Annotated in this window: 19 protein-coding genes; 4 read left to right on the forward strand and 15 right to left on the reverse strand. The window is 41.7% G+C overall.

Going from position 1 to position 21,102, the window contains the following annotated elements:
• The 15 genes from HY035_10845 to rfaQ all read right to left on the reverse strand — a co-directional run bounded on the left by HY035_10845 (window position 1) and on the right by rfaQ (window position 16,091).
• Window positions 1–1,308 (reverse strand): nucleotide sugar dehydrogenase, encoded by a 1,308-nt coding sequence (locus HY035_10845; GenBank protein ID MBI3378876.1) that lies wholly within the window; start codon window positions 1,306–1,308, stop codon window positions 1–3.
• Between the two features lie 307 nt (window positions 1,309–1,615).
• Window positions 1,616–3,028, reverse strand: coding sequence for a type I glutamate--ammonia ligase (gene glnA, locus HY035_10850; GenBank protein MBI3378877.1), 1,413 nt, complete (start codon window positions 3,026–3,028; stop codon window positions 1,616–1,618).
• Between the two features lie 90 nt (window positions 3,029–3,118).
• Window positions 3,119–3,457 (reverse strand): P-II family nitrogen regulator, encoded by a 339-nt coding sequence (locus tag HY035_10855; GenBank protein ID MBI3378878.1) that lies wholly within the window; start codon window positions 3,455–3,457, stop codon window positions 3,119–3,121.
• Between the two features lie 95 nt (window positions 3,458–3,552).
• Window positions 3,553–4,272 (reverse strand): type 1 glutamine amidotransferase, encoded by a 720-nt coding sequence (locus tag HY035_10860; GenBank protein ID MBI3378879.1) that lies wholly within the window; start codon window positions 4,270–4,272, stop codon window positions 3,553–3,555.
• A 105-nt stretch (window positions 4,273–4,377) separates the two neighbouring features.
• Window positions 4,378–5,400 carry a glycosyltransferase family 9 protein gene (locus HY035_10865; protein MBI3378880.1) on the reverse strand — a complete coding sequence of 341 codons (1,023 nt, stop codon included), beginning with the start codon at window positions 5,398–5,400 and terminating at the stop codon, window positions 4,378–4,380.
• Window positions 5,397–6,686, reverse strand: coding sequence for an O-antigen ligase family protein (locus tag HY035_10870; protein ID MBI3378881.1), 1,290 nt, complete (start codon window positions 6,684–6,686; stop codon window positions 5,397–5,399). Before HY035_10870 ends, HY035_10865 begins: the two co-directional genes overlap by 4 nt.
• Window positions 6,683–7,813: a glycosyltransferase family 9 protein gene (locus HY035_10875; protein MBI3378882.1), complete on the reverse strand. Its 1,131-nt coding sequence runs from the start codon at window positions 7,811–7,813 to the stop codon at window positions 6,683–6,685. Before HY035_10875 ends, HY035_10870 begins: the two co-directional genes overlap by 4 nt.
• On the reverse strand, window positions 7,810–9,018 hold the full coding sequence (locus HY035_10880) for a glycosyltransferase (GenBank protein MBI3378883.1): 1,209 nt from the start codon (window positions 9,016–9,018) through the stop codon (window positions 7,810–7,812). The genes HY035_10875 and HY035_10880 overlap by 4 nt, the downstream gene beginning before the upstream one ends.
• 11 nt (window positions 9,019–9,029) lie before the next feature.
• The gene (locus HY035_10885) at window positions 9,030–10,136 is read right to left on the reverse strand and encodes a glycosyltransferase family 1 protein (GenBank protein MBI3378884.1); all 1,107 of its coding nucleotides are present in this window, start codon (window positions 10,134–10,136) and stop codon (window positions 9,030–9,032) included.
• Entirely contained in the window at window positions 10,133–11,074 is a 942-nt protein-coding gene (locus HY035_10890) for a class I SAM-dependent methyltransferase (GenBank protein MBI3378885.1), read from the reverse strand. Before HY035_10890 ends, HY035_10885 begins: the two co-directional genes overlap by 4 nt.
• A complete protein-coding gene (locus HY035_10895; protein ID MBI3378886.1) occupies window positions 11,061–12,197 on the reverse strand; it encodes a glycosyltransferase family 9 protein in 1,137 nt (378 codons plus the stop codon). Before HY035_10895 ends, HY035_10890 begins: the two co-directional genes overlap by 14 nt.
• A complete protein-coding gene (locus HY035_10900; protein ID MBI3378887.1) occupies window positions 12,194–13,003 on the reverse strand; it encodes a polysaccharide deacetylase family protein in 810 nt (269 codons plus the stop codon). The genes HY035_10895 and HY035_10900 overlap by 4 nt, the downstream gene beginning before the upstream one ends.
• Window positions 12,991–14,097, reverse strand: coding sequence for a glycosyltransferase family 4 protein (locus HY035_10905; protein MBI3378888.1), 1,107 nt, complete (start codon window positions 14,095–14,097; stop codon window positions 12,991–12,993). Before HY035_10905 ends, HY035_10900 begins: the two co-directional genes overlap by 13 nt.
• Entirely contained in the window at window positions 14,087–14,779 is a 693-nt protein-coding gene (locus HY035_10910; GenBank protein ID MBI3378889.1) for a class I SAM-dependent methyltransferase, read from the reverse strand. Before HY035_10910 ends, HY035_10905 begins: the two co-directional genes overlap by 11 nt.
• Window positions 14,780–14,801: 22 nt before the next feature.
• Entirely contained in the window at window positions 14,802–16,091 is a 1,290-nt protein-coding gene (rfaQ, locus tag HY035_10915; GenBank protein MBI3378890.1) for a putative lipopolysaccharide heptosyltransferase III, read from the reverse strand.
• A 359-nt stretch (window positions 16,092–16,450) separates the two neighbouring features.
• Between rfaQ and HY035_10920 the strand changes: the two genes are divergently transcribed.
• From HY035_10920 to HY035_10935, 4 genes are all read left to right on the forward strand, one after another.
• On the forward strand, window positions 16,451–17,116 hold the full coding sequence (locus HY035_10920) for a SurA N-terminal domain-containing protein (GenBank protein ID MBI3378891.1): 666 nt from the start codon (window positions 16,451–16,453) through the stop codon (window positions 17,114–17,116).
• 131 nt (window positions 17,117–17,247) lie between these two features.
• Entirely contained in the window at window positions 17,248–18,483 is a 1,236-nt protein-coding gene (locus HY035_10925; protein ID MBI3378892.1) for a homocitrate synthase, read from the forward strand.
• 165 nt (window positions 18,484–18,648) lie between these two features.
• Window positions 18,649–19,728, forward strand: a complete 1,080-nt coding sequence (locus tag HY035_10930; GenBank protein MBI3378893.1) for an isocitrate/isopropylmalate dehydrogenase family protein — start codon at window positions 18,649–18,651, stop codon at window positions 19,726–19,728.
• A gap of 71 nt (window positions 19,729–19,799) precedes the next feature.
• The gene (locus HY035_10935) at window positions 19,800–21,062 is read left to right on the forward strand and encodes an HlyC/CorC family transporter (GenBank protein ID MBI3378894.1); all 1,263 of its coding nucleotides are present in this window, start codon (window positions 19,800–19,802) and stop codon (window positions 21,060–21,062) included.
• Window positions 21,063–21,102: the final 40 nt, after the last annotated feature.

Consider the following 21,102-nt stretch of genomic DNA (forward strand, 5'->3'; position numbering starts at 1 on the left):
TTAAAGCCTCCAGTAGTTTAGTCCTGCCTTCAATGCCTCATCCTTCCCGTATATTCCTTTAACATCTATAAGGGATGCATTACTGTTGCACAGGCCCTTAAGATATTCCATAGAATAATCGGTGTATTCCTTGTGTTTGACGGCAACAATTATTCCGTCAAACGGGCGTTTCTCTTCAGGGGTTTGCATGAGCTTGATGCCATATTCTCCTGACACATCATCAGGACTGGCATGAGGGTCGTGGACGTGAGGCTCAACGCCGTATTCCCTCAGTTCGTTATAGATATCTATTACACGCGTGTTTCTTATGTCTTTCACATTATCTTTGAATGTAAATCCGAGAATGAGGATTTTGCTGCCTTTCACCGCCTTATTTGATTTTATGAGATGTTTTATTGCCTGTTCTGCTATATATTTCCCCATGCCGTCATTGATGCGCCTTCCTGACAGGATTACCTCCGGGTGATAACCGATAGACTGTGCCTTGAAAGTCAGATAATACGGATCAACACCTATACAATGGCCGCCTACGAGCCCTGGCTCAAACCTTAGAAAATTCCATTTTGTTGATGCGGCATCCAGAACAGCTCTGGTATCCAACCCGAGTTTGTGGAATATAATGGCGAGTTCATTAATGAGGGCGATATTGAGGTCCCTCTGTATGTTTTCTATGACCTTTGCAGCCTCGGCAGTCCTGATATCAGGGGCTTTGTGAATGCCTGCCTTTACGACAAGTCCATATATCTTTGCAAGTAGTTCTGTTGTTTCTTTGTCCCCTCCGGCTACGACTTTTATTATATTGGTCAGATTGTGGTCTTTGTCTCCGGGGTTTATCCTTTCCGGAGAATAGCCAATTCTGAAGTCTTTTCCGCATTTCATTCCGGAATATTGTTCAATGATGGGCACACAGATATCCTCTGTTACTCCGGGATACACCGTGGATTCGTATACTACAACAGAGCCTCGCTGAATATTTTCTCCGACGATCCGTGATGCTGATTCGAGAGGCTTCAAGTCAGGTATCTTGTATTTGTCGATAGGTGTAGGAACAGCAATTATGATTACAGATGCCTCTCTGAGCCTTTTGGGGTCCGATGTGAAATCTATACGGCTGTTCTTTAAATCTTCTGCTGTAATTTCACCTGTTATGTCATTACTGTTTGAAAGTTCCTCTGTCCGCTGCTTTTTGATGTCAAAGCCTATGACTTTTCCAACTACCTTCCCAAATTCAACAGCCAGAGGCGTGCCTACGTATCCAAGGCCCACAATGGCAATTGCCTTTTCACCTTTAAGTATTTGGTCAATCATTTTCTAATTAACTCAGCTCCAAAAAATAGAACAAGCTGTTATCCCTTCTGAATTACCTTTGGTATCGCACTGAATTTTAATATATAGCTGTAGGAAAATCAAGAAATGGCTGGACAGTTGTCATTCCCGCAGTCAGTAAGCGGGAATCCAGACAGTTAAGGAACTGGATGCCCGATTAAAAACTTCGGGCATGACAGATAAAATTTTATGTGTCTTTACTTATGAACTGATTAGTAATATGCGGTGGATATCTGCAAAGGAAGAACCCAGCATGTTGCTGCAGGGTTCTTCCTTTGGTTTAGCTGGTTTAAATATCGTAGTACAGGAAAAACTCGTAGGGATGCGGTCTCAGCCTTAGTGCGTCAACCTCTTTTGACCTCTTGTAGCTTATCCATGTGTCTAAGGCATCCTCTGTGAATACATTCCCCTTCCTGAGGAATTCATTGTCAGCCTCAAGATTATCCAAGGCCTCTTCAAGGCTTGCAGGCATTGTCGGAACAGACGCCAGTTCTTCAGGCCCCAGATCATAAATGTCTTTATCCAATGGTTCGCCCGGGTGTATCTTGTTCTCTATGCCGTCCAGCCCTGCCATGAGCATTGCTGCAAATGCCAGGTATCCATTGCATGACGGATCAGGGAACCTGACTTCAGCCCTCTTTGCTTTCGGACTTGGAGAATAGGTCGGAATCCTTATGCATGCTGAACGGTTTCTTGCTGAATATGCGAGATTAACAGGAGCCTCAAAGCCCGGCGTAAGCCTTTTATAAGAATTCGTAGTCGGGTTTGTGATTGCAGCAAGCGCTGGCGCATGCTTAAGAATGCCGCCGATATAATACAGCGCAAGCTCGCTCAGCCCTGCATAGCCGTTGCCCGCAAAAAGAGGTTTGTCCTTCTTCCAAATACTCTGGTGGCAGTGCATTCCGGAGCCGTTGTCACCGAATAAAGGTTTCGGCATAAAAGTCACTGTCTTGCCGTGCCTTTTTGCAACATTCTTAACGATGTATTTGAAGAGCATCAGCTTATCAGCCATCCTGACCAGAGAGTCGAATCGCATGTCTATCTCTGCCTGGCCTGCTGTTGCAACTTCATGGTGCTCCCTCTCAATATAGATGCCGCACTTCTGCATCTCCATGACCATCTCTGTCCTGAGATTTACCTGACTGTCTGTCGGAGGCACGGGAAAATAACCTTCCTTGTGTCTCGGCTTATATCCGAGGTTTGGCTTCTCATCCTTGCCTGAATTCCAGATGCCTTCAACAGAGTCAATAAAGTAATAACCGCTGTTAGAGGTCTGGTTGAATCTAATATCATCAAAAATGAAGAACTCAGCCTCAGGGCCGAAATATGCTGTATCGCCGATGCCTAATGACTTAAGATAGGCCTCTGCCTTCTGTGCGATATAACGCGGGTCCCTTGTGTAGAATTCCTTTGTGATAGGGTCTACGATGTTGCATATAAGGCTTATTGTCGGATACTCCATGAATGGGTCCATAAACGCTGTTGCAGGGTCAGGAATTATAAGCATATCCGATGTGTGAATCGCCTGCCATCCCCTTATTGAAGAGCCGTCAAAACCAAGGCCTTCTTCAAATATTTCTTCTTTTAATTCAGAAATCGGCACTGCGAAATGCTGCCAGATTCCGGGAAAATCAAGGAACTTGAAATTTGCCATGACTGCCTTGTTTTCCTGAGCCATTTTGATTACGTCTTTCGGTGTCATTTTTCTCCTCCTTTTATTTAGTTTTTAGTGCCAGTGCTTAGTGTCAGCAAGTAAAGACTCTCTGACACTCACACTAATAACTGACACTGATTATACTGCTGCTTCTCCTTGCTCTCCTGTTCTTATCCTTACTACATTTTCCACAGGATAAACGAATATCTTTCCGTCGCCTATCTTTCCTGTCTTCGCTGTTTTTTCTATTACAGCGACCACTTTTTGTGCAAGGCTGTCGGATGTGACCACCTCTATCTTTATCTTCGGGATAAAGTCAACGACATATTCAGCGCTTCTGTAGAGTTCGGTGTGTCCCTTCTGTCTGCCAAAACCCTTAACCTCTGTGACAGTCATGCCCTGTATGCCGATTTCGTTCAGAGCATCTTTCACTTCGTCAAGCTTAAAGGGTTTTATTATCGCCTCAACCTTTTTCATATATCACCTCCTGTATCTGAGTTAAAAGTTAGAAATTAAAAGTTAAAAGTCAAAAGTCTTTAATTCGTTAACTCCTAACTTTTAACTCTCAACTCTTAACTTTTCGCAAAAAATGCCTTATAAAAATTCACGGCCCTGCCATGGTATATCTCGTAAAGTTTTTCAGTCTCTGCTTTTATTTTATTTAAGTCCACAGGCTCGTTTTTAAGCCAGTCATAAACCATCTCTTTTGAAACTTCTATGTGAAACTGAAACGCATAGGCATTGTCGTTGTATTTAAATGCCTGATTAGGATAGAGGCCTGATTTTGCGAGCCTCACAGCGCCTTCCGGCATGTCAAAGGTTTCCCCATGCCAGTGAAATACGCTGAATTTTTTCCAGAAATCTCCTGCCTTCGGATGTAATGCAAGTTTTTTCATAATATTGTCTTTTATCCCTGACTCTGTAAGCTCTATATTATACCAGCCTATCTCAGGTTCTTTTCCCTTATAGACATTTGCTCCAAGAGCCCTTGCCATTATCTGCGCGCCAAGGCATATGCCGAGGACTTTCCTGCCTTTTTTTATAAATTCTCTTGTTAGCTCTTCTTCCTTGCTGATGTAAGTATAGATGTCACCCTCATTCACGCTCATCGGGCCTCCCATCATTACAAGTATATCGAAGTTGTTTGTCTCCGGAACAGCCTCAGTTTCAAGTTCTACAATATTATAATGAATGTTTGCTTCTATGAGAAAGTCCTCTATGGTTCCAGGGCCTTCTGTCTTTACATTCTTTAAAATCAAAACAGACATCAGCCTTAATGCATCAACAATCATGCCAGCAGCGATACATTGATTTGTAAGGTTTTCTTGACTTAAAGATGCATGAGTGCCTTATTTTTAGGCATATGTGATTAATTAATAAGCAGAACATCTTGTTTTTTACTGTTGTTTTATAAGTGTGGTTACGGCAGCAAAGGCGTCTTCAACAGAAATGTCAGCTGCATTTCTGTTTTTTTTCAGGATGACATGTTTTGTGCCCCATGGCGCCCAACTATCAGGATTGGTTGAACCCCATATTGTCACAACAGGTTTTCCCAAAGCTGCAGCAATGTGCATTGCTCCTCCGTCGCAGCAGACAACAAGACTGCTCACGCTCAAGGCGGCAATAAGCTCTCTGATATGAGAGGTTTTGTATGCAGCAGGTTCTGGTTTTAAGGAATTTTTAATAATCTCTGCCTTTTCATCATCTCCGGGGTGGTATACATTCTTTTCACTGCCGGGCGACCATAGGAGAAGTATAGCAGCAGCGTAATTTGTAGATATAAGATTTGCAAGTTCTACAAATCTCTGAACAGGCCATCTGTTCTCAGGACGTCTGCTGCTTATATGAAAGGCGATGACAGGCTTTTCTTTCAGAAAGCCTGATGAGTTCAAGAAATCCTTAACTTTATTTACCTCTGTGGTTTCAGGAAACATCCTTAATCCAGAAGGCTGACCGTTTATGCCGAGGGGAGTCAACAGATTATAGGTCTTCTGAACCTCATGGAGTATTCCCCCGGGTTCATACAGAGGCATACTATAGCACTTTGATTTTTCCATGCCTTTTTTTAAGTATCCTATTCTTGTTTTTGCGCCGGTAAGCAGCGTATATCTTGCGAGCCGTGGAGAATATGCACCGCAGCCTATGGCAATGTCATATCTTTCTTTCCTTATTTTCTGTAAGACCCTCAGATTATTTAACCACACAGAAAACTTGTTCTTGTCAGGGGCATGTTTTGCTTTTTCGTATATGTAGAGTTCGTCTATATCCGGATTGTTGATTACAGCGTCCGCATTATAAGTGTTTACCAGAATACCTATTTTTGTGTCAGGGTATTTTTCTCTAACAGCATGGATAGACGGAGTTGTGCAGACAAGGTCTCCTATGTTGTCGCGGCGTATAAAAAGGATTTTTGTTATCATGCCTTTTTATCAATGCTTTTTTCTTTTGGAAGTTTGTGCATAACAGCCATTCCTATCCCAAGCAGCATCATAAAAAGCAATTTGCTGTCGTCACCGTCGAAACTCCCAAAAAAATTATTAACCCAGTAACCTGCCATCATGGTAATCAACGATGCTGAGAAATACTGAGGCATGTCTTCCTTGGCGGTAACCCAGTATCGCCAGCAGGCCCAAGCGAATGCGCCTATCATCCATAAAAAAACCACCAGCCCCTGGATGCCAAGCTCAAATGTTACCCCTATAAATGTATTATGAACTTGCGGATAGATGAAATGTTTGTTCTGGGCAGTTCTTACCGCTTTCCCGAAGAGGAACCTGCTGTAGCCATGAGGATAGAAGGGGTTTTTCAATATCTCATCTGCTGCGGTCTTCCACATTGCCAGACGGTGTCCGGCGCCCATATCTGCAGAATACCCTTTTTCTATTTCTTCAGGTGACATTTTCGAATACTCTTCTAATGACGGCATTTTGTTCAAATTGTCCTGATTTCGTATCAACTTGTTTTCTATATATGCAAACCCAGTCAAAAAAATGACGAAAAAAATAACGGAACTCAGTAGCCAGCGTCTTTTCCTGAGCAATAAAATGCCGGCTAAAATTGCCTGGACGGTTAATGCGAGATATGCCGCTCTTGTGAAAGTAACATGCAAGCCTGCAAGGTTTATTGCAAATAATGCGTAAAGAGCTATGCGTTGCGATGCCTTTCTGAAATAGAACATCCCCCAAAATAGAAATGGAATTACCATTGTGTGGTATAAACCGGCTATTTCTCCGCCGCCGGGGTCTCTCAAGCCTCCGGCGCGGTAAGTTGCCTCAAATAACGAGCCGCCTTTCATATACAGGGCATAGAAAGAAGCAATGCTGAATACAAGACTTCCAATGAAAAGAACCCGTGTGAGCAGTATCCCGTCACTGTCCTTTTTTACTGCCAAGTAAGAGATATAAAAGAGCAGGATAGGCGTAAGGAGTTCACCCCTTATCTCCTTTAAGCTTTCACGGAAATCGACAGAGGTCATCAGAGAAGCTGCGGCAGCTATTAAGAATGCCATGAACGGCAACTCAAAAGATGTCTTAATCCATCTGAAGTCTTTTGTGAAATAATACCTGAATATGAGCAGCGCCGCAGGAGTGAAAAGCGCAAAAGAGCGGATAGTTGCTGTGTGAGCAATGGGAAGGACAAAAATCAGGAGGCTTAAGCAAAATAATATTGCATAGTCAATCTGAAGAACTTTTTTTTGTATATTCATAAATTATATTTTTGTGATAGGAGAAATTCTTTTACTCTGTTAAATATGTCCTCTGCCTCAATGGATTCTATGCATCCTCTGGTATTTATTTTACAATAATAAGGACTCTTAAAGGTATGAGAACATGGGACACATGGCAAGTCTGATTTTTGTATTATTACAGCACTCTTTCCTGTGGGCCTCTGGTCTTTCATGTCTGAAGGCCCTGCAATGTTAATAAGAGGGATTGAGAGCGCATCAGCCATGTATGTTATTCCTGTGTCCACACCGATAAAAAGCGACAGCCGCTCAATGAGCGCCGGAAGTTCTTTCAGATGCAGTTTGCCCAAGGTATTTATAATTCTGTCTTTCTTGCCAACTGCCTGTAAAACCGCGTCTGCAGTCTTTATTTCGTGTTCGGAACCGACAAGCACGATATCAGCGTCAATATCATCAAGTATCATATTAACGATGCCGGCAATTTTATCTACTCCCAGTTCTTTAAGTTTATTCCCACTGCTGACTGCAATTCCTATCAGGGGTTTATCAATCTTGCCTATGATTTGTTCAGCTTTTGCATCTGCATTTTTTGATTTGTAGACTTCTTTTGAAATGTCATTGCTTGAAATTCCAATGGCTTTCAGCATTTGCATATAAGTTTCTATAACCATTCTTCCGCTTGCATGTTTTTCAAGGTGTGTGAAAAATACTGATGCGAGTTTAAATGTGAACCCTGAAAAGTCCGGCATTACAGAAAGCCTGATTGGAACAAGACCCCAGAATAGGGCAATTGCAAACGGAATGTTAGGGTTGAGACAGATTCCTATATCGTATTTACCTTTTCGTATCAGGCCGGATAATTTAAGTTTCCCCGACAGTCCTTTATAATCTGTTTTTTTTACAGTTATGATTTCGTTAATATTCGGATTATATTCCAACAATTCTTTTGTAACAGGATTTGCTATCACACTGATATGCGCATCAGGATATTTCTTTCTTGCCTCTCTAAAAACCGGCGTTGAACAGATTAAATCCCCTATTTTTGCTGTCTGAACCACTAAAATCCGCGAAACAGGATTCTTCTTTCTTGCGGCAATTAATATATATATCAGAGGCGAAAAGATATAGGTTAAAATCATATATATCAATGCCCTAACACCTCTTCAAAAACCTTTTCAACACCCGAAACATATCTTTCAATAGAAAAGTTTCTGATTATCCGTTCCTTTGCATTTTCTCCCATCTGTTTTCTCAATGCAGGGTTTTCTATCAGCCCGAGGACTGCGGCGGCAATTGCTCCTGTCTTTCCCACAGGCACAAGAAACCCTGTCTCACCATCAATAACAAGTTCATTGCATCCTGTAACATTTGAGGCTATAACGGGTTTTCCCATAAGCATTGCCTCAAGGATAACCCGCGGCAATCCCTCGCTTTTGGAAGTCAAGACAAAAATATCCAATGCATTTATATGTGAGATTGCATCTGATTGGAAATCAGTAAAGATAATACTGCTGTCAAGATTTCTTTCTTTTACTTTAGTCATTAGGTTTTCTTTTTCCGGGCCTTTCCCGATAATCATGCATTTAACAGGATGTTCGGTCTTTTTTGTAATGACAGAAAATGCCTCTATTAAATCTCTGAAACGCTTTCTTTTAATAAGAGAGCCCACAGTTCCTATTAAAATGTCTTTGTCAGCTATCCCCCATGTTTTTCTTATGTCCTGACGCGATGCGTTAGGGACTGTTTCAATAGCTATACCATTATAAACTACTGCGCATTTTGATTTATCGACACCCTGCCTGATAAAACTGTTTTTCACCCCCTCAGAGACGCATATCATTTTTTTAAGCCACTGGTTAACAGCCCTAACTTCAAAGGAGTTAAGCGTGGCCTCAGTCCGGCTGTGCTGTATCGTTGGTATGCCTGTTATTTTAGCGGCTATAATCCCCTCTAAGTTTGATGACGGCTGATTGTTCATATAAAGCAGGTCTATCCTGAGATTTTTCAAAAGTTCTGAGATTTTTTCTGCATTCTGTTTAGTTCTGAAGTGATAATCAATGAAGAATACGGAATATCTTTTTAACTGTCCGCTGAAAAAAAATGTCAGTCTTGAAAGTTCTTTGGCTATCTTAACAAAGACAGGCTGTTTCTCCTGTTCTAAAAGCAGAAATCTTACTCCGAGTTTTTCTGCCTCTGTCCTTATGTCGGAATCGGTTCCTTTCTTGTAATTGTTGTAGAACAGTAAAGTGAAGCTGTATCTGGTCTTATCAATTCTCTTGAGAAGTTCAAGAAGACTGTTAGTGCCTCCGCCCCATTCTTTGCCTGTGTCAAGGATAAGAATTTTCTTTTTCATAATAAAATCAATTATTGATGTTTTATTAGTCTGTTATATGTATCTATAATGCGGTTAACTACATTGGCGTAAGTATAATTAGTGCGGATATGCAGGCAACTTTCCTTGGCTATCGCTTCTCTTTCAGAAGCATTGCTAAGATAATACTTAGCCAATATTACACAATCCTCTATGCTTCCATAAACTGCCATGTGCTTGCCTGGTGTTGCAACAGCCTCCATATCCCGCGAGCCGTCTGTAAGCAAAAAAGCGCCTGTTGCAGGCACCTCCAGCACCCTCATATTCATCCCGCTGCGTTTTTTGCCTTCCCCAAAGCCCCAGTTTGTAATGTTCACTACAATCCTGCTTTTATTATATAACGTTACCAACGCAGAGCCATCAATATATTTACCTTTAACACATTGTTTTATTCCGGAGTTTAGAAAATTCTTCTTTATCCATTTTCTGCCATAGATAACAATATTGTCAGTAACGTCGAGCAGAGCTTCAATAACCTGCTGTCTCTTTGGGGACCAATTGCCGACAAAACATATATCTATCTCCTTGTCTATATTATCCATCGGATAAAACGTATCAGGATCGACTGAATGATGGAGCAGACTGATGTTTGAAAACCCCTTTTGTATTCCCATATCAACACATGATGAGTTTATAAAAAAATACCAGTCAAATAAATTTATTTCCCCGAGCGCTTCTTCTATACGCTCTTCTTTTTCTATCCACCAGCAAAAAAGGGGAGTATTCCTCCTGATTTCATTTAATACATCGTTCTGAAAACCGATTCCACGGATAATGAGAACCAGATCAGGATTAAAGTGTTGATATGTTTTTCTCAGATTGGAACTCCTATAATTTTTGTGAGAGAGAGGATGATCAGAAAAAACATTTTTATCCTTTGGAAGTATGCGTAAGTTATGAAGTATCTTATTGGCAGGATGTATTATATGACGATCAAACCAATGGTTCGCATCCGCATAAACCATTTCCGTGGATATCCCTTTACGGCTAAAAGCAGAAGCAAGGTATTGCATGATTGGAGGTTTTGAAGAATAAACTAACAAAACCTTTTTCAGGGTTTTATGTTGATTTGAATGCTGTTCGTCTAACCCTGCCTTCATTGATTTTTCTCCATTTTTCTGGCAATTATTAAAATGTAATCGCTTCTTTTTAGTTTCATTACCAGCCAGCCTAAAAAGGCTCTCAACGGCAATTGTATTGTCTTGCGAATACCCTTTAATACAGAATCCTTAGGTTTTTGGGTAGCATGGGGTTGCGTTTGCTTTTCAGCAGCCTTTATTTGCTTTTTATTCTTTCTAACACCAAATGTAATTCCCAATTTTCTTAGGTTTGTTCCTATTCCTGTCCTATATTGGTCAAAATCACGGAATCTCATAGATACAATTTCAAAATTATTCTTTTTAAGGAGATGCTGCAAAGAAGTTGGCGAAAAGTAAAATCTGTGTTCCGGATATATTAGCTCCCAGTTTAAGCCCTTATATTGAGCAGTGGGGCTTTCTATGTTGGGGACTTCTATAACAATGTGCCCATTCTTCTTAAGCCATGAATAAATTTTGCCTAATGCCTGAGAGGGCGAGGAAAGGTGCTCTAAGACATGAAACATCGTTACCATATCAAAAGAATTATCAGGACATTCAAAGCTTTCTAATGTTCCCTGATGTACATCAAGATTCATGGTTTCTTTTGCATAAGCAGCATAAGCCTTGGTAGGCTCGATGCCATAAATATTGTTTACATATTTTTTTGCATCTTGCAGAAAAAGTCCTTCTCCACAACCAATATCGATTAAAGATGATTCTTTTTTTAGCATCTTACAGATAAGTTTTACGCGCTGCTTTGCATTTCTTCTTCTTGATTTTATTTTTTTTTCGTCAACATGGGGAACTCTTTCATTTTCATAATAGCTTTCCCCGAGCATACTTGATTCATCAAAGACCACGCCGCAGCCCATACATTTAAGAAGAGTATCGTTTTCAGAGGACAATAATACTGTTTTCTGACCGCACAATAGGCAATTTCTAAGATTAATATCGTGCATTACCTGTCTCCGATTTTAGATAAGAAACAATGGACTCAAATACCTCATCAATACTTATATTTTCCATGCAGGTTTGGTGTTTACATTTTTTGCTTGCACACGGCTCGCATGTCCTTTCTTTTTGTATGACAATATGCTTTTCCATATCATAATAAGGCCCTGATTTTTTTGGGTCTGCTACTGCAAACAGCGCCACAACCGGTGTCCCGACTGCAACTGCAATATGCATGACCCCTGTGTCTCCGGTCACTAAAGCCTTGAATCTTTTAAGCAGTGCCGGAATGTATTTTAGAGGAATCTTCCCTGCTGACACAATCGCTTTTTCTCCTATTTCATCTGCAATATTTTTACAATAATTGTATTCCTGCGGGGAACCAGTAATTACTATTTTTAATTCAGAATACGAATTAATAAGCCTTTTGCCCAATTCGGCAAATCTGTCAGGAAACCACATCCTGCTGAGAGTTGATGCGCCTGCCTGAAAGCCTATGATTGAATCTGTATCTCTGATTCCGCTATTTTCTAAAAACTCATTGACAGCAGATTCTCCATCTTTTTCTATAGGTAGAACCATTCTCTTATCTGAAATCCTGCAGCCAGCAAGCTCCGCCACTTTAAGCCGCTGCTCTACACCATGGGTTAAGTCTTCCCATAGCAAAGTCTGATTTATGTTGGACAGCAGGAATCTGTATTCACTCGTACTTGGCACTTTGACGATGAATCTTGCCCCTGAAAGATATGCCATTGGAGTTGCCTGAGGTTCGTTGCCGTGAAATATCAATGCGAGGTCAAATTTATGTCTGCGGGATTTCATAATGGTCCTGAAAATTTTTTTATATCCGCCATGATAAGGAATTATCTCATCTATGTATGGGTTATTTTCAAAAAGCCCCATGTTTTTAATATTAAAATGAGCAACTATCCTTGCCTGAGGGTATCTCTCGCGGACAGCTCTTATTGCCGGCGTTGAAAGTAATGTATCTCCTATTGCCGTTGATGAGACAACTAAAATGTTTTTAACCGCTTCGGGATCAAAATATTTTAAATCCGTTTGCCTTCCATCAAAGAATTTTACGATCTTTAGCAGCAAAAACAGCAGGACATCAATGGGATTGTTTCTCATTTTTTCTTTATCTTGAGGTATAACTTTGAAAGGATTGTGTTTGTATATACTACCATTCTTTTCTTAAACCAGGCAACGCTGTCCTTAACTATTATCCTGTTTATTGCAAACGGGTCAGAGCCTGCTTCAACGACCCCGTGATTTGTGGTAAATAGGGCTTTATATCCGGTTTTTTTTGCAACATTTACGGCAAGGCCATTATATTTGCCGTAAGGCCAGCAGAAGTAGGGGCCTGGACTGCCAAGCTGTTTTTCAATAATCTCCCGTGATTCTTTCAGTTCTTCCATGAGTTCTTTTTCAGACAGGCTGTTGCATTTAGCATGGCTTTTTGTATGCGAATAAAACTCGATAAGGCCGCTGTTTGACATTTCCTTAATAAGTTCCCAGTTTATCACAACCTTATGCGCTTCTCCTTTTTCTATAAGAATTTTTGATTCATTATGAGTGGGTATTAACAGTTTTGAATTTTGAATTTTGAATTTTGAATTTTTTAAAGACGCATTTTCCACTCTGTTTGTAATTAAGAAAACAGTTGCGTTGATTTTGTATTTTTTGAGTATGGGAAAGGCATACATATAATTATCAAGCCAGCCGTCGTCAAAGGTGACAACTACAGCTTTCTGAGTTAAGGTCAGTTCTCCGTTTATGTAAGAAATGAGTTCGCCTATCTTTAATGTCCTATAGCCTGCTTTATGCAAGTATTCCATTTGCCCTTCAAAGACCTTCGGAGTTATAGTGACCATATCCCCTTTATGGTGGTTGGTGTGATGGTACATTAAAACCGGAATCGGTCTCATTGAGGACATTGAGTATTCTCCTTTATGAGAGACAGATAAAGGGCATACATCCTTTCACACATCTTTTCCACTGTATAATCCTTTTCCACTATCTTTCTTCCTTCCATTCCCATTAATCTTGCCGTCTCTTTATCCTTCAACATCTTTATAATTGCCTCTGCAAGCGCATGCGGATTATCCGGTTTTACAAGATAGCCGTTTATCCCGTTTTTAATCACTTCACCGACGCCGCCCACATCTGCTCCTATCACCGGCTTGCCCATTGCCATTGCCTCTATAAATGATGTTCCGAGCGCCTCCTGAAGTGTTGGCAGTGCAAAGACATCAATGGATTTCAATATCTCAGGAATGTCCTTTCTCAATCCGAGCATGAAGACTTTTTCGGATAATCCTGACGCCTTTATCTTATTTAAAATATTATCCCTTTGCGGGCCATCCCCTGCAAATACAAAAACGGCATCCGGTATTTCTTTAAGGACTGACGGAATGGCATCAAGGATGATATGATGTCCTTTCTTTTTCCTTAAAATCGCTATTGTGCCTATAAGAGGAATATCTTTTTGCAATCCCAGTTCCTGCCTCAAGCTGTCATTAACTCTCTCGGGATTAAATTTATCTGTATCTATGCCTGTCGGTATGGCCGCTACCTTTTCTGGCGCAATGCCGCTACCTATCAAATACTGCTTTACATATTCACTTACAGTTACAACTTTATTGGCCAGCAGGTTGTATGTAAACCTTGAGGTTATGGGAAGCGCCAGATGCCTTGTTCTGACTATTACCGGTTTTTTTCTTGAAAGCCTTCCTGCTATGCCTGCAAGGAGACTGTCCCTTCCGCTGTGAGTGCTTATTATGTCAATATTTTCGCTTTTTATCAGTTTAAGTATATGACTTATTGCTAAGATGTCATAACTCTTCTTCATTCTGCATGTTCTCACTTCAATGCCTTCTGCCAATGCGCGTTTATTCAACCTGCTTTCAGGCTGGCACAGAATGATTACTCTTGCTCCTCTTTTTTTCAAGCCGATGCACTCCTGAAGCGTCCTGTTTTCCTGCCCTCCCCAGCCTGTTGATGACTCTGTATGAAGTATGCTAAATATCATGATTCACCTTTACACAGCTTATTACAAGCCGGTTGCCTGTCAGGAGCTCTCTGGAAGCCAGCCGCTTAATCATCTCTGCTTTTTCAGTATTTCTATTTTTATCAAAGAACACACCCGGAAGGTATAAAGCTTTTAGAAAAGGATATAACAATAAATTCTTCAGTTTTACGTCAAGAGCAATGACATCCCTTAACTCAAAACTGTTCTTTCTTATAAGCTCAAAGACTTCTACAAATGATGGGATATTGTAGATGAAATGGTCCCATTCTTTGTGCTGCTTGGTCCTGAACGGTTTGAAGTGCTGGAAATATCCCCTTCTCAAAAAGTACAACCGTGAAAATACTGTAAGTATGTTGGGGAAACTGATTATAAGGCTTCCGCCTGTCTTTAATACCCTTCTGAATTCCCTGAAAAGTTTCTCATGATTTTCTAAATATTGCAGTGATTCAGCGCAGACCACAAAGTCAAATTGTTCATTCTTATACGGGAAAAAACCATTCAGGTCAGCATTTACAAATCGCTGTATGTTATGAGGATTGGCGTATTTATCCATACAAAAGACCTGATGCCCTGCTTTTTCAAGCGCTGCCCCAAGCTCTCCATTGCCGCAGGCTGCATCCAGCAGATATCCGCTTTTCTTGTCTCTCAGTAATTCATATATAGCTTGATGCATGTTTTTCATTTGTAATTTACCATCCGGATTTTTATATATCCAGTTTACCTTTTAAAATATTTATAACCTCTTCCGTTTTTATCTCCTCAAGGCACCTGCTGGTTTTGCTACCGCCACATCCATCTTTACCGCATGGAATGCACTTCCAGTCTTGTTGAATTACTGTATGAATTCCAAATGTCTGTATTCCATTCCTTTTTGGATAGGGAGTCTCTTCTGTTTGACCCACGGGGACAGTCCCGATTCTACGACTTCGCTTTGCTCCGTCCGTAAATCTGGGACAGTCCCCTCGAGGAGTTTTAAACTCTAAACTCTTAGCGCTTAACTTTGAGCTTTTATTATCCCACGGCCCCCAGTGAAAGGCGCCGCTTGGCCCGAATAGGGCAACGACAGGCGTGCCGGCTGCTGCGGCAATATGCATAGGAGCGGAGTCTACGCCAAAGAATAAATCCGACACTTCTGATATTGCAGCAAGCTGTTTAATGTTTGTTTTGCCGCAAAGGTCAACTACTCCTCCACAGTTCAGTCGCGGGGACAGTCCCGATTCTACGGCTTCGCCCGTAAATCTGGGACAGTCCCCTGAAGTTCTGACCATGGATAATATCTTTTTCGCCTTTTCCATTTCCCGTTTGTCAGGAGCTGATGTAACGATTACGGTTATGCCTTTTCCGGTCATCCAGTTTATAACCGCTGCCATGTATTCATCCTTCCAGCATTTGAAAAGCCATCGCGATGTCGGATGGACATGAACAACAGGGGTATTTTTATCTATCCTGTTCTTTTCCATGATACGGTTAGCAAACATTCTTGCGTCTTCAGGGATAGATATATCCACGGAGAGATTGTCTGTTTTAATGCCGAACTGGTACACGACATCAAGGTTTTGCAGTACTGTGTGCTGGTTATCGTTTCTTACGGCAAGGTGGGTATAAAAATGTCTTTTCCCCCAAAAACCAGCTCTGATGTTATGCGCAAACCTGTATGAAGCGCCTGAGACAAAGGATATTATCGCAGCCCGGTCACCGCCTGTGAGGTCAACTGCCATGTCAAAGCCTTTCCCGCGTATCATTCTTAAGAATGATATTTCTTTTGTACATTTTTGTGGAAAGTTCATTTTCTTGATGCTTCTGTCAAAGGCTATTATTTCGTTAATAAAGGGACTTGATTCTAAGGCCTCTTCCGTGCCTGAATTCACGAGGGCGGCAATATGAGCCGCCGGAAAATTTTCTCTTAATGCCCTGAATACGGGAACACTCAGAAGGACATCGCCGATATGGCGGAGTTTTATGACAAGGATTTTTTTTATGCCGCTGAAATTCATGGATTTAATAAAGGAAATATGTTTATAGTATCACATTCCAGAGGTAAAATTATACTGTCACGCTATGGCCGAATCCCGATTTAGAAAATGTTCCTTTCTCATAACTCCCCTCCCCTTGTGTGAGGGGACAGAGGGGAGGGGTAACCTTCTGGGTCATTTTCACCCTCACCCTATCCCTCTCCCATCAAGGGAGAGGGAGTTTAAGGAATTTCTATGTCTATTTTTCGGCTATAGGCTTGAATTATTAGAGAAAATCTTTTAAGGTAGATACATGCAAAGGGAAAATATCACGGCTGATTCAGGCAAAAACCGGAATCTTCAGGATAACTGTCTGAACCAGCTTAGAAGGGGGCGCTGACATGCTAAGGGCGATGCGCAAACACGCAAAGTTTTTCTATGTGTTGTTTTTTATTGTAATCCTCTCGTTCATATTCTGGGGTGTCGGGACAGTTGATAAGTCAACAGCGGTTCCTGTGGCAGAGATTGGGAAGGAAAAGATAACAGTTGAGGAATACGGACGCGCGTATGACAGAGCAGTAGGCTTTTACAGGGATATATATAAGGAAAAATTCAATGACGAGCTGGAGAAAAAACTTAAACTCAGAGAAGGGGTGCTGGATTCTCTGATAGATGAAAGAGCGCTACTGGTTGCAGCCGGGAGTATTGGCATGACTGTGAGCGATGAAGAGCTTGAAGAGGCAATAAGGAATGAGCCCGGTTTTACAAGAAATGGTGCCTTTGACCGGGATATATATATGAGGGTATTACAGATTAACAGGATCACACCGGAATATTTCGAGAATATAAAGAGATACGAATTGATGCTTGTCAAAATGAAGAGGCTTATCGGTGAGGCTTTTGACCTCACAGAGGATGAGAGCCGGCAGATAACCGGAGATGAGCAGACGGCAAAGGCTTTCAGGCAGGCGCTTTTATTTGACAAGAGACAAAAGGCCGTGAAATCCTATGTGGAAGGCATTAAGAAACAGATAAAAATTAAAGTTAATACCAGCCTGATATCCTGAAATATGCCGCAGAAAATAGCAGGGTAAGACTTCCCATAACCCCTTGAGTCTATTTGTAATATTAACTCCGGTTTGGTTATACTATGCAATTGCCGGAATTTCAAAACTTAATTGGCAATGAGGTTTGCAATATGAAAAATAAAGTTTATCTTATCGATGTTACAAACAGAGACGGTGTTCAGACATCAAGGATACTTCTGCCGAAGCTTTCCAAGACGATGCTTAATATTTATCTCGATGAGATGGGAGTGTATCAGAGCGAGATAGGCTTCCCTACGCTCAAGCATGAAGTGAATTATATAAACGGTAATCTTGAACTTGTTAAGGCAGGCGCTATTAAGCGAATTCATCTCGAGGGCTGGTGCAGGGCAATTCCTGAAGACATAAAGCTTACATTCAAAAACTGCCCTGACATAAAACACCTGAATATCTCTATGTCAACATCAGAGATAATGATACAGGGGAAATTCCAGGGAAGGAAGACCTTCAAGGACATTCTGAAAACAACGATTGAAGCCGTGAAGCTTGCAAAGGAATCAGGCGCTGAGACCGTAGGGCTCAATGCCGAGGATGCATCCAGGACAGAACTGGACAGGCTGATAGGGTTTGCAGCGGCTGGCAAGGAAGCAGGCGCGGACAGGTTTAGATACTGTGATACAGTCGGTTCTGATGATCCAATAACAATCTACGAGAGGATAAAGGCGCTTGCGCTGGCAACAAAGTTTCCGATAGAGATGCACTGCCACAATGACCTCGGTATGGCAGAAGCGGTATCTGTGGCCGGTGCGCAGGCCTCGATAGACAGCGGGATTGACGCCTATATAAATACAACAATAAACGGGTATGGAGAGCGCTGTGGCAACTGCGACCTGGTATCAACTATCCTTGCTCTTAAGTTTTCACACGGCTTAAGCCGGAAGGTTCATCTTGATGAACATGTGGATCTGAAAAAGTCATGGAGAATTGCAAAATATGCATCCTATGCCTTTAATCTTCCAATACCTATAAATCAGCCGGGCGTGGGTTCAAATGCGTTTGCGCACGAGTCGGGCATTCATGCTGACGGAGCCTTAAAAGACAGGAGAAATTACGAGCTTTATGACCCTGAGGATGTAGGCAGGGGCGAACCGGAACTCCTTGAGACAGGAAGGATCATAACAACAGGCGAATACGGCGGGGTTAAGGGCTTCAGGCATGTTTATGACAAACTCGGAATCCACTTCCATGATGACAATGAAGCAAGAAAGGTTCTTGAACTTGTCCAGTACGCTAACCTGCATACGCAAAAACCGATGACTGACGACGAGCTGAGATTTATAGCCCAGTATCCTGATATCGCAAGAAAGATATTGACGTCAAATCCGTGATTCCTTTCTCTGAGAATTCTTCTGAACATTGTTCTCATCTGTCATTCCTGCGCAGGCAGGAATCCATGCTTTTGTTTTATAGTATAATAACATCTTCTGGATTCCCGCTTTCGCGGGAATGACAAAAGGGGTGGGAATGACATTCTCTACACAAGGGAATTCGCTATGTACACAATAACTTTAATTCCAGGTGATGGTGTTGGGCCTGAAATAGCCGAAGCAACAAGGCGCGTGATTGAAGCAACAGGCGTTTCGATTAAATGGGAAGTGCACGATGCCGGAGAGGATGTTTATCAGAAAGAGGGCAATCCGTTGCCTGATCGGATAATTGATTCCATCAGGAAAAATAAAATCGCAATTAAAGGGCCTGTAACAACACCTGTCGGCACGGGTTTCAGGAGCGTTAATGTTACGTTGAGGCAGGCGCTTGACCTTTACAGCTGCCTGAGGCCTTGCAGGAGCTTTAAAGGCGCAAGAACAAGATATGAGGATATCGACCTCGTTATTGTGAGGGAAAACACGGAAGACCTTTATGCAGGCATAGAGTTTCAGAAGGACAAGGAAGAGACAAAACAGTTGATCGACTTCGTGAAAACAGCAACAGGTAAGAACATAAGACAGGATTCTGGCATAAGCATAAAACCGATCTCTGTTTACGGCAGTGAAAGAATAGTGAGATTTGCATTTGAATATGCGAGGAAAAATAAAAGAAAGAAGGTCACTGCTGTTCACAAGGCAAATATAATGAAATATTCAGACGGGCTTTTTCTTGAAACAGCAAGAAATGTTGCTTCCGGATACAATGACATAGAGTTTGAAGACAGGATTATTGACAATATGTGCATGCAGCTTGTACAAAAGCCAGAGTTGTATGATGTCATTGTGCTGCCGAATCTTTATGGGGATATTGTTTCAGACCTTGCTGCCGGGCTTATAGGAGGATTGGGGCTTGCGCCAGGGGCAAATATAGGAAATGAGATGGCGGTATTTGAACCGACACACGGAAGCGCACCCAAATATAAAGGATTGAATAAGATGAATCCGTTTGCTATGATGCTTTCAGGAGTGATGATGCTGAGGCATATAGGTGAAACAGATGCCGCACAAAGACTTGAGGCTGCAATCGCCTCTGTTATAGAAGAAGGCAGACACGTAACCTATGACATGAAACCAAAGCCCGATGACCCGACTGCTGCCAAGACATCAGAGGTGGCTGATGCGGTCATTAAGAAGTTGAAAGTTTAAAGTGAAAAGTTTAAAAAAATGATAAATTCTGAAACTCTTAACTCTCAACTCTTAACTTTTAACTTATAATTATGGAACCGCACAGTATATATTCAATACTTATTATTGCGCTTTCGCTCGTAGCCATCGCCATCCTTTCAGGTTCAGAGTCATCCTTTATCGCTGTAAACAAGATAAGGATAAGAAGCCTTCTGGAAAAAGGTGACAGCAGGGCAAGGGCTGTGCAGAAGATACTGGATGAGCACGATAAGTTCTTCAGCGCCGTAATATTATCAGGCAACCTATTCACTGTCCTTGCGACATCTATAGGAACTGCCCTATCGCTTAAATATTTCGGTGAAAATGGGATAATAATAGCCACAATTGTCATGACATTCCTTACCGTTGTATTCGGAGAACTTGCGCCAAAGACATTTGCGGTTGCTCATTCAGAAAAAGTCTCTTTATTGCTTGCAAGGCCTGTTGGGTTTTATATCAGGCTGATTTCACCACTTGTTTGGATATTTAAAATCACGTCTAATCTTATAATCAGGATGTTGGGAGGCAAGAAAAAGTCTGTATCCCCTTTTGTAACAGAAGAGGAGATAAAGACGATGATAAATATAGGCGAAGAAGAGGGGACTCTTGAAGAAGAAGAGAAGCAGATGCTTCATAAAGTTTTTGAATTCGGAGATAAGGTTGTAACAGAGGCGATGGTGCCGCGCACAGAGATAGTCTCCATACCTGATGATTCAACAGTCGGCGATGCCCTGAAGCTTGTATTGGAAGAGGGTTATTCACGCTACCCTGTCGTAAAGGAGAATATAGACAGCGTTACCGGAATCCTTTATGTGAAGGACATAGTGAAACAGATGGCGCAGGGTAAAATACAGAACTATACGCCTATAACAGAGATTGTGCGTGAGGCTTATTATATTCCTGAAAATAAGATGGTGACAGAACTTCTTGATGAGATGCAGAAGAACAAATTCCAGATAGCTATAGTTATGGATGAATATGGCGGTACCGCCGGGCTTATAACGCTTGAGGATATAATGGAGGAAATAGTCGGAGGCCTTCAGGATGAATTTGAGGCAATGGAAGGAGAAAAGGAAGTTGAGATTATAGATGAAAGGACGTCCATAGTTGCGGGGCAGACAGGGCTTGACGAGATTAATGAACTCGTAGGATCTGAACTTGTAAGCGAAGACTTCCATACAATCGGCGGATTTGTGTTCGGGCTTTTCAGAAGGCTTCCGAAGGTCGGCGAGCAGGTCAGGTATCACAACCTCAGGTTCCTCATACTTGAGATGGAAGACAGAAAAATATCCAAGGTCAAGATTACCAGGCTTTAGCAGCAGAGGCTGTTTTAAACTTAAACAAGTGAGGTGGTAA

It is taken from the genome of Nitrospirota bacterium (assembly GCA_016195565.1).
Lineage (GTDB): Bacteria > Nitrospirota > Thermodesulfovibrionia > Thermodesulfovibrionales > UBA1546 > UBA1546.

What these genes read in the sequence shown, in the direction of transcription:
- HY035_10845 (MBI3378876.1), bottom strand. Translation starts at nt 1,308, where the DNA reads ATGATTGACCAAATACTTAAAGGTGAAAAGGCAATTGCCATTGTGGGC.
- glnA (MBI3378877.1), bottom strand. Translation starts at nt 3,028, where the DNA reads ATGACACCGAAAGACGTAATCAAAATGGCTCAGGAAAACAAGGCAGTC.
- HY035_10855 (MBI3378878.1), bottom strand. Translation starts at nt 3,457, where the DNA reads ATGAAAAAGGTTGAGGCGATAATAAAACCCTTTAAGCTTGACGAAGTG.
- HY035_10860 (MBI3378879.1), bottom strand. Translation starts at nt 4,272, where the DNA reads ATGATTGTTGATGCATTAAGGCTGATGTCTGTTTTGATTTTAAAGAAT.
- HY035_10865 (MBI3378880.1), bottom strand. Translation starts at nt 5,400, where the DNA reads ATGATAACAAAAATCCTTTTTATACGCCGCGACAACATAGGAGACCTT.
- HY035_10870 (MBI3378881.1), bottom strand. Translation starts at nt 6,686, where the DNA reads ATGAATATACAAAAAAAAGTTCTTCAGATTGACTATGCAATATTATTT.
- HY035_10880 (MBI3378883.1), bottom strand. Translation starts at nt 9,018, where the DNA reads ATGAAAAAGAAAATTCTTATCCTTGACACAGGCAAAGAATGGGGCGGA.
- HY035_10885 (MBI3378884.1), bottom strand. Translation starts at nt 10,136, where the DNA reads ATGAAGGCAGGGTTAGACGAACAGCATTCAAATCAACATAAAACCCTG.
- HY035_10890 (MBI3378885.1), bottom strand. Translation starts at nt 11,074, where the DNA reads ATGCACGATATTAATCTTAGAAATTGCCTATTGTGCGGTCAGAAAACA.
- HY035_10895 (MBI3378886.1), bottom strand. Translation starts at nt 12,197, where the DNA reads ATGAGAAACAATCCCATTGATGTCCTGCTGTTTTTGCTGCTAAAGATC.
- HY035_10900 (MBI3378887.1), bottom strand. Translation starts at nt 13,003, where the DNA reads ATGTCCTCAATGAGACCGATTCCGGTTTTAATGTACCATCACACCAAC.
- HY035_10905 (MBI3378888.1), bottom strand. Translation starts at nt 14,097, where the DNA reads ATGATATTTAGCATACTTCATACAGAGTCATCAACAGGCTGGGGAGGG.
- HY035_10910 (MBI3378889.1), bottom strand. Translation starts at nt 14,779, where the DNA reads ATGAAAAACATGCATCAAGCTATATATGAATTACTGAGAGACAAGAAA.
- rfaQ (MBI3378890.1), bottom strand. Translation starts at nt 16,091, where the DNA reads ATGAATTTCAGCGGCATAAAAAAAATCCTTGTCATAAAACTCCGCCAT.
- HY035_10920 (MBI3378891.1), top strand. Translation starts at nt 16,451, where the DNA reads ATGCTAAGGGCGATGCGCAAACACGCAAAGTTTTTCTATGTGTTGTTT.
- HY035_10925 (MBI3378892.1), top strand. Translation starts at nt 17,248, where the DNA reads ATGAAAAATAAAGTTTATCTTATCGATGTTACAAACAGAGACGGTGTT.
- HY035_10930 (MBI3378893.1), top strand. Translation starts at nt 18,649, where the DNA reads ATGTACACAATAACTTTAATTCCAGGTGATGGTGTTGGGCCTGAAATA.
- HY035_10935 (MBI3378894.1), top strand. Translation starts at nt 19,800, where the DNA reads ATGGAACCGCACAGTATATATTCAATACTTATTATTGCGCTTTCGCTC.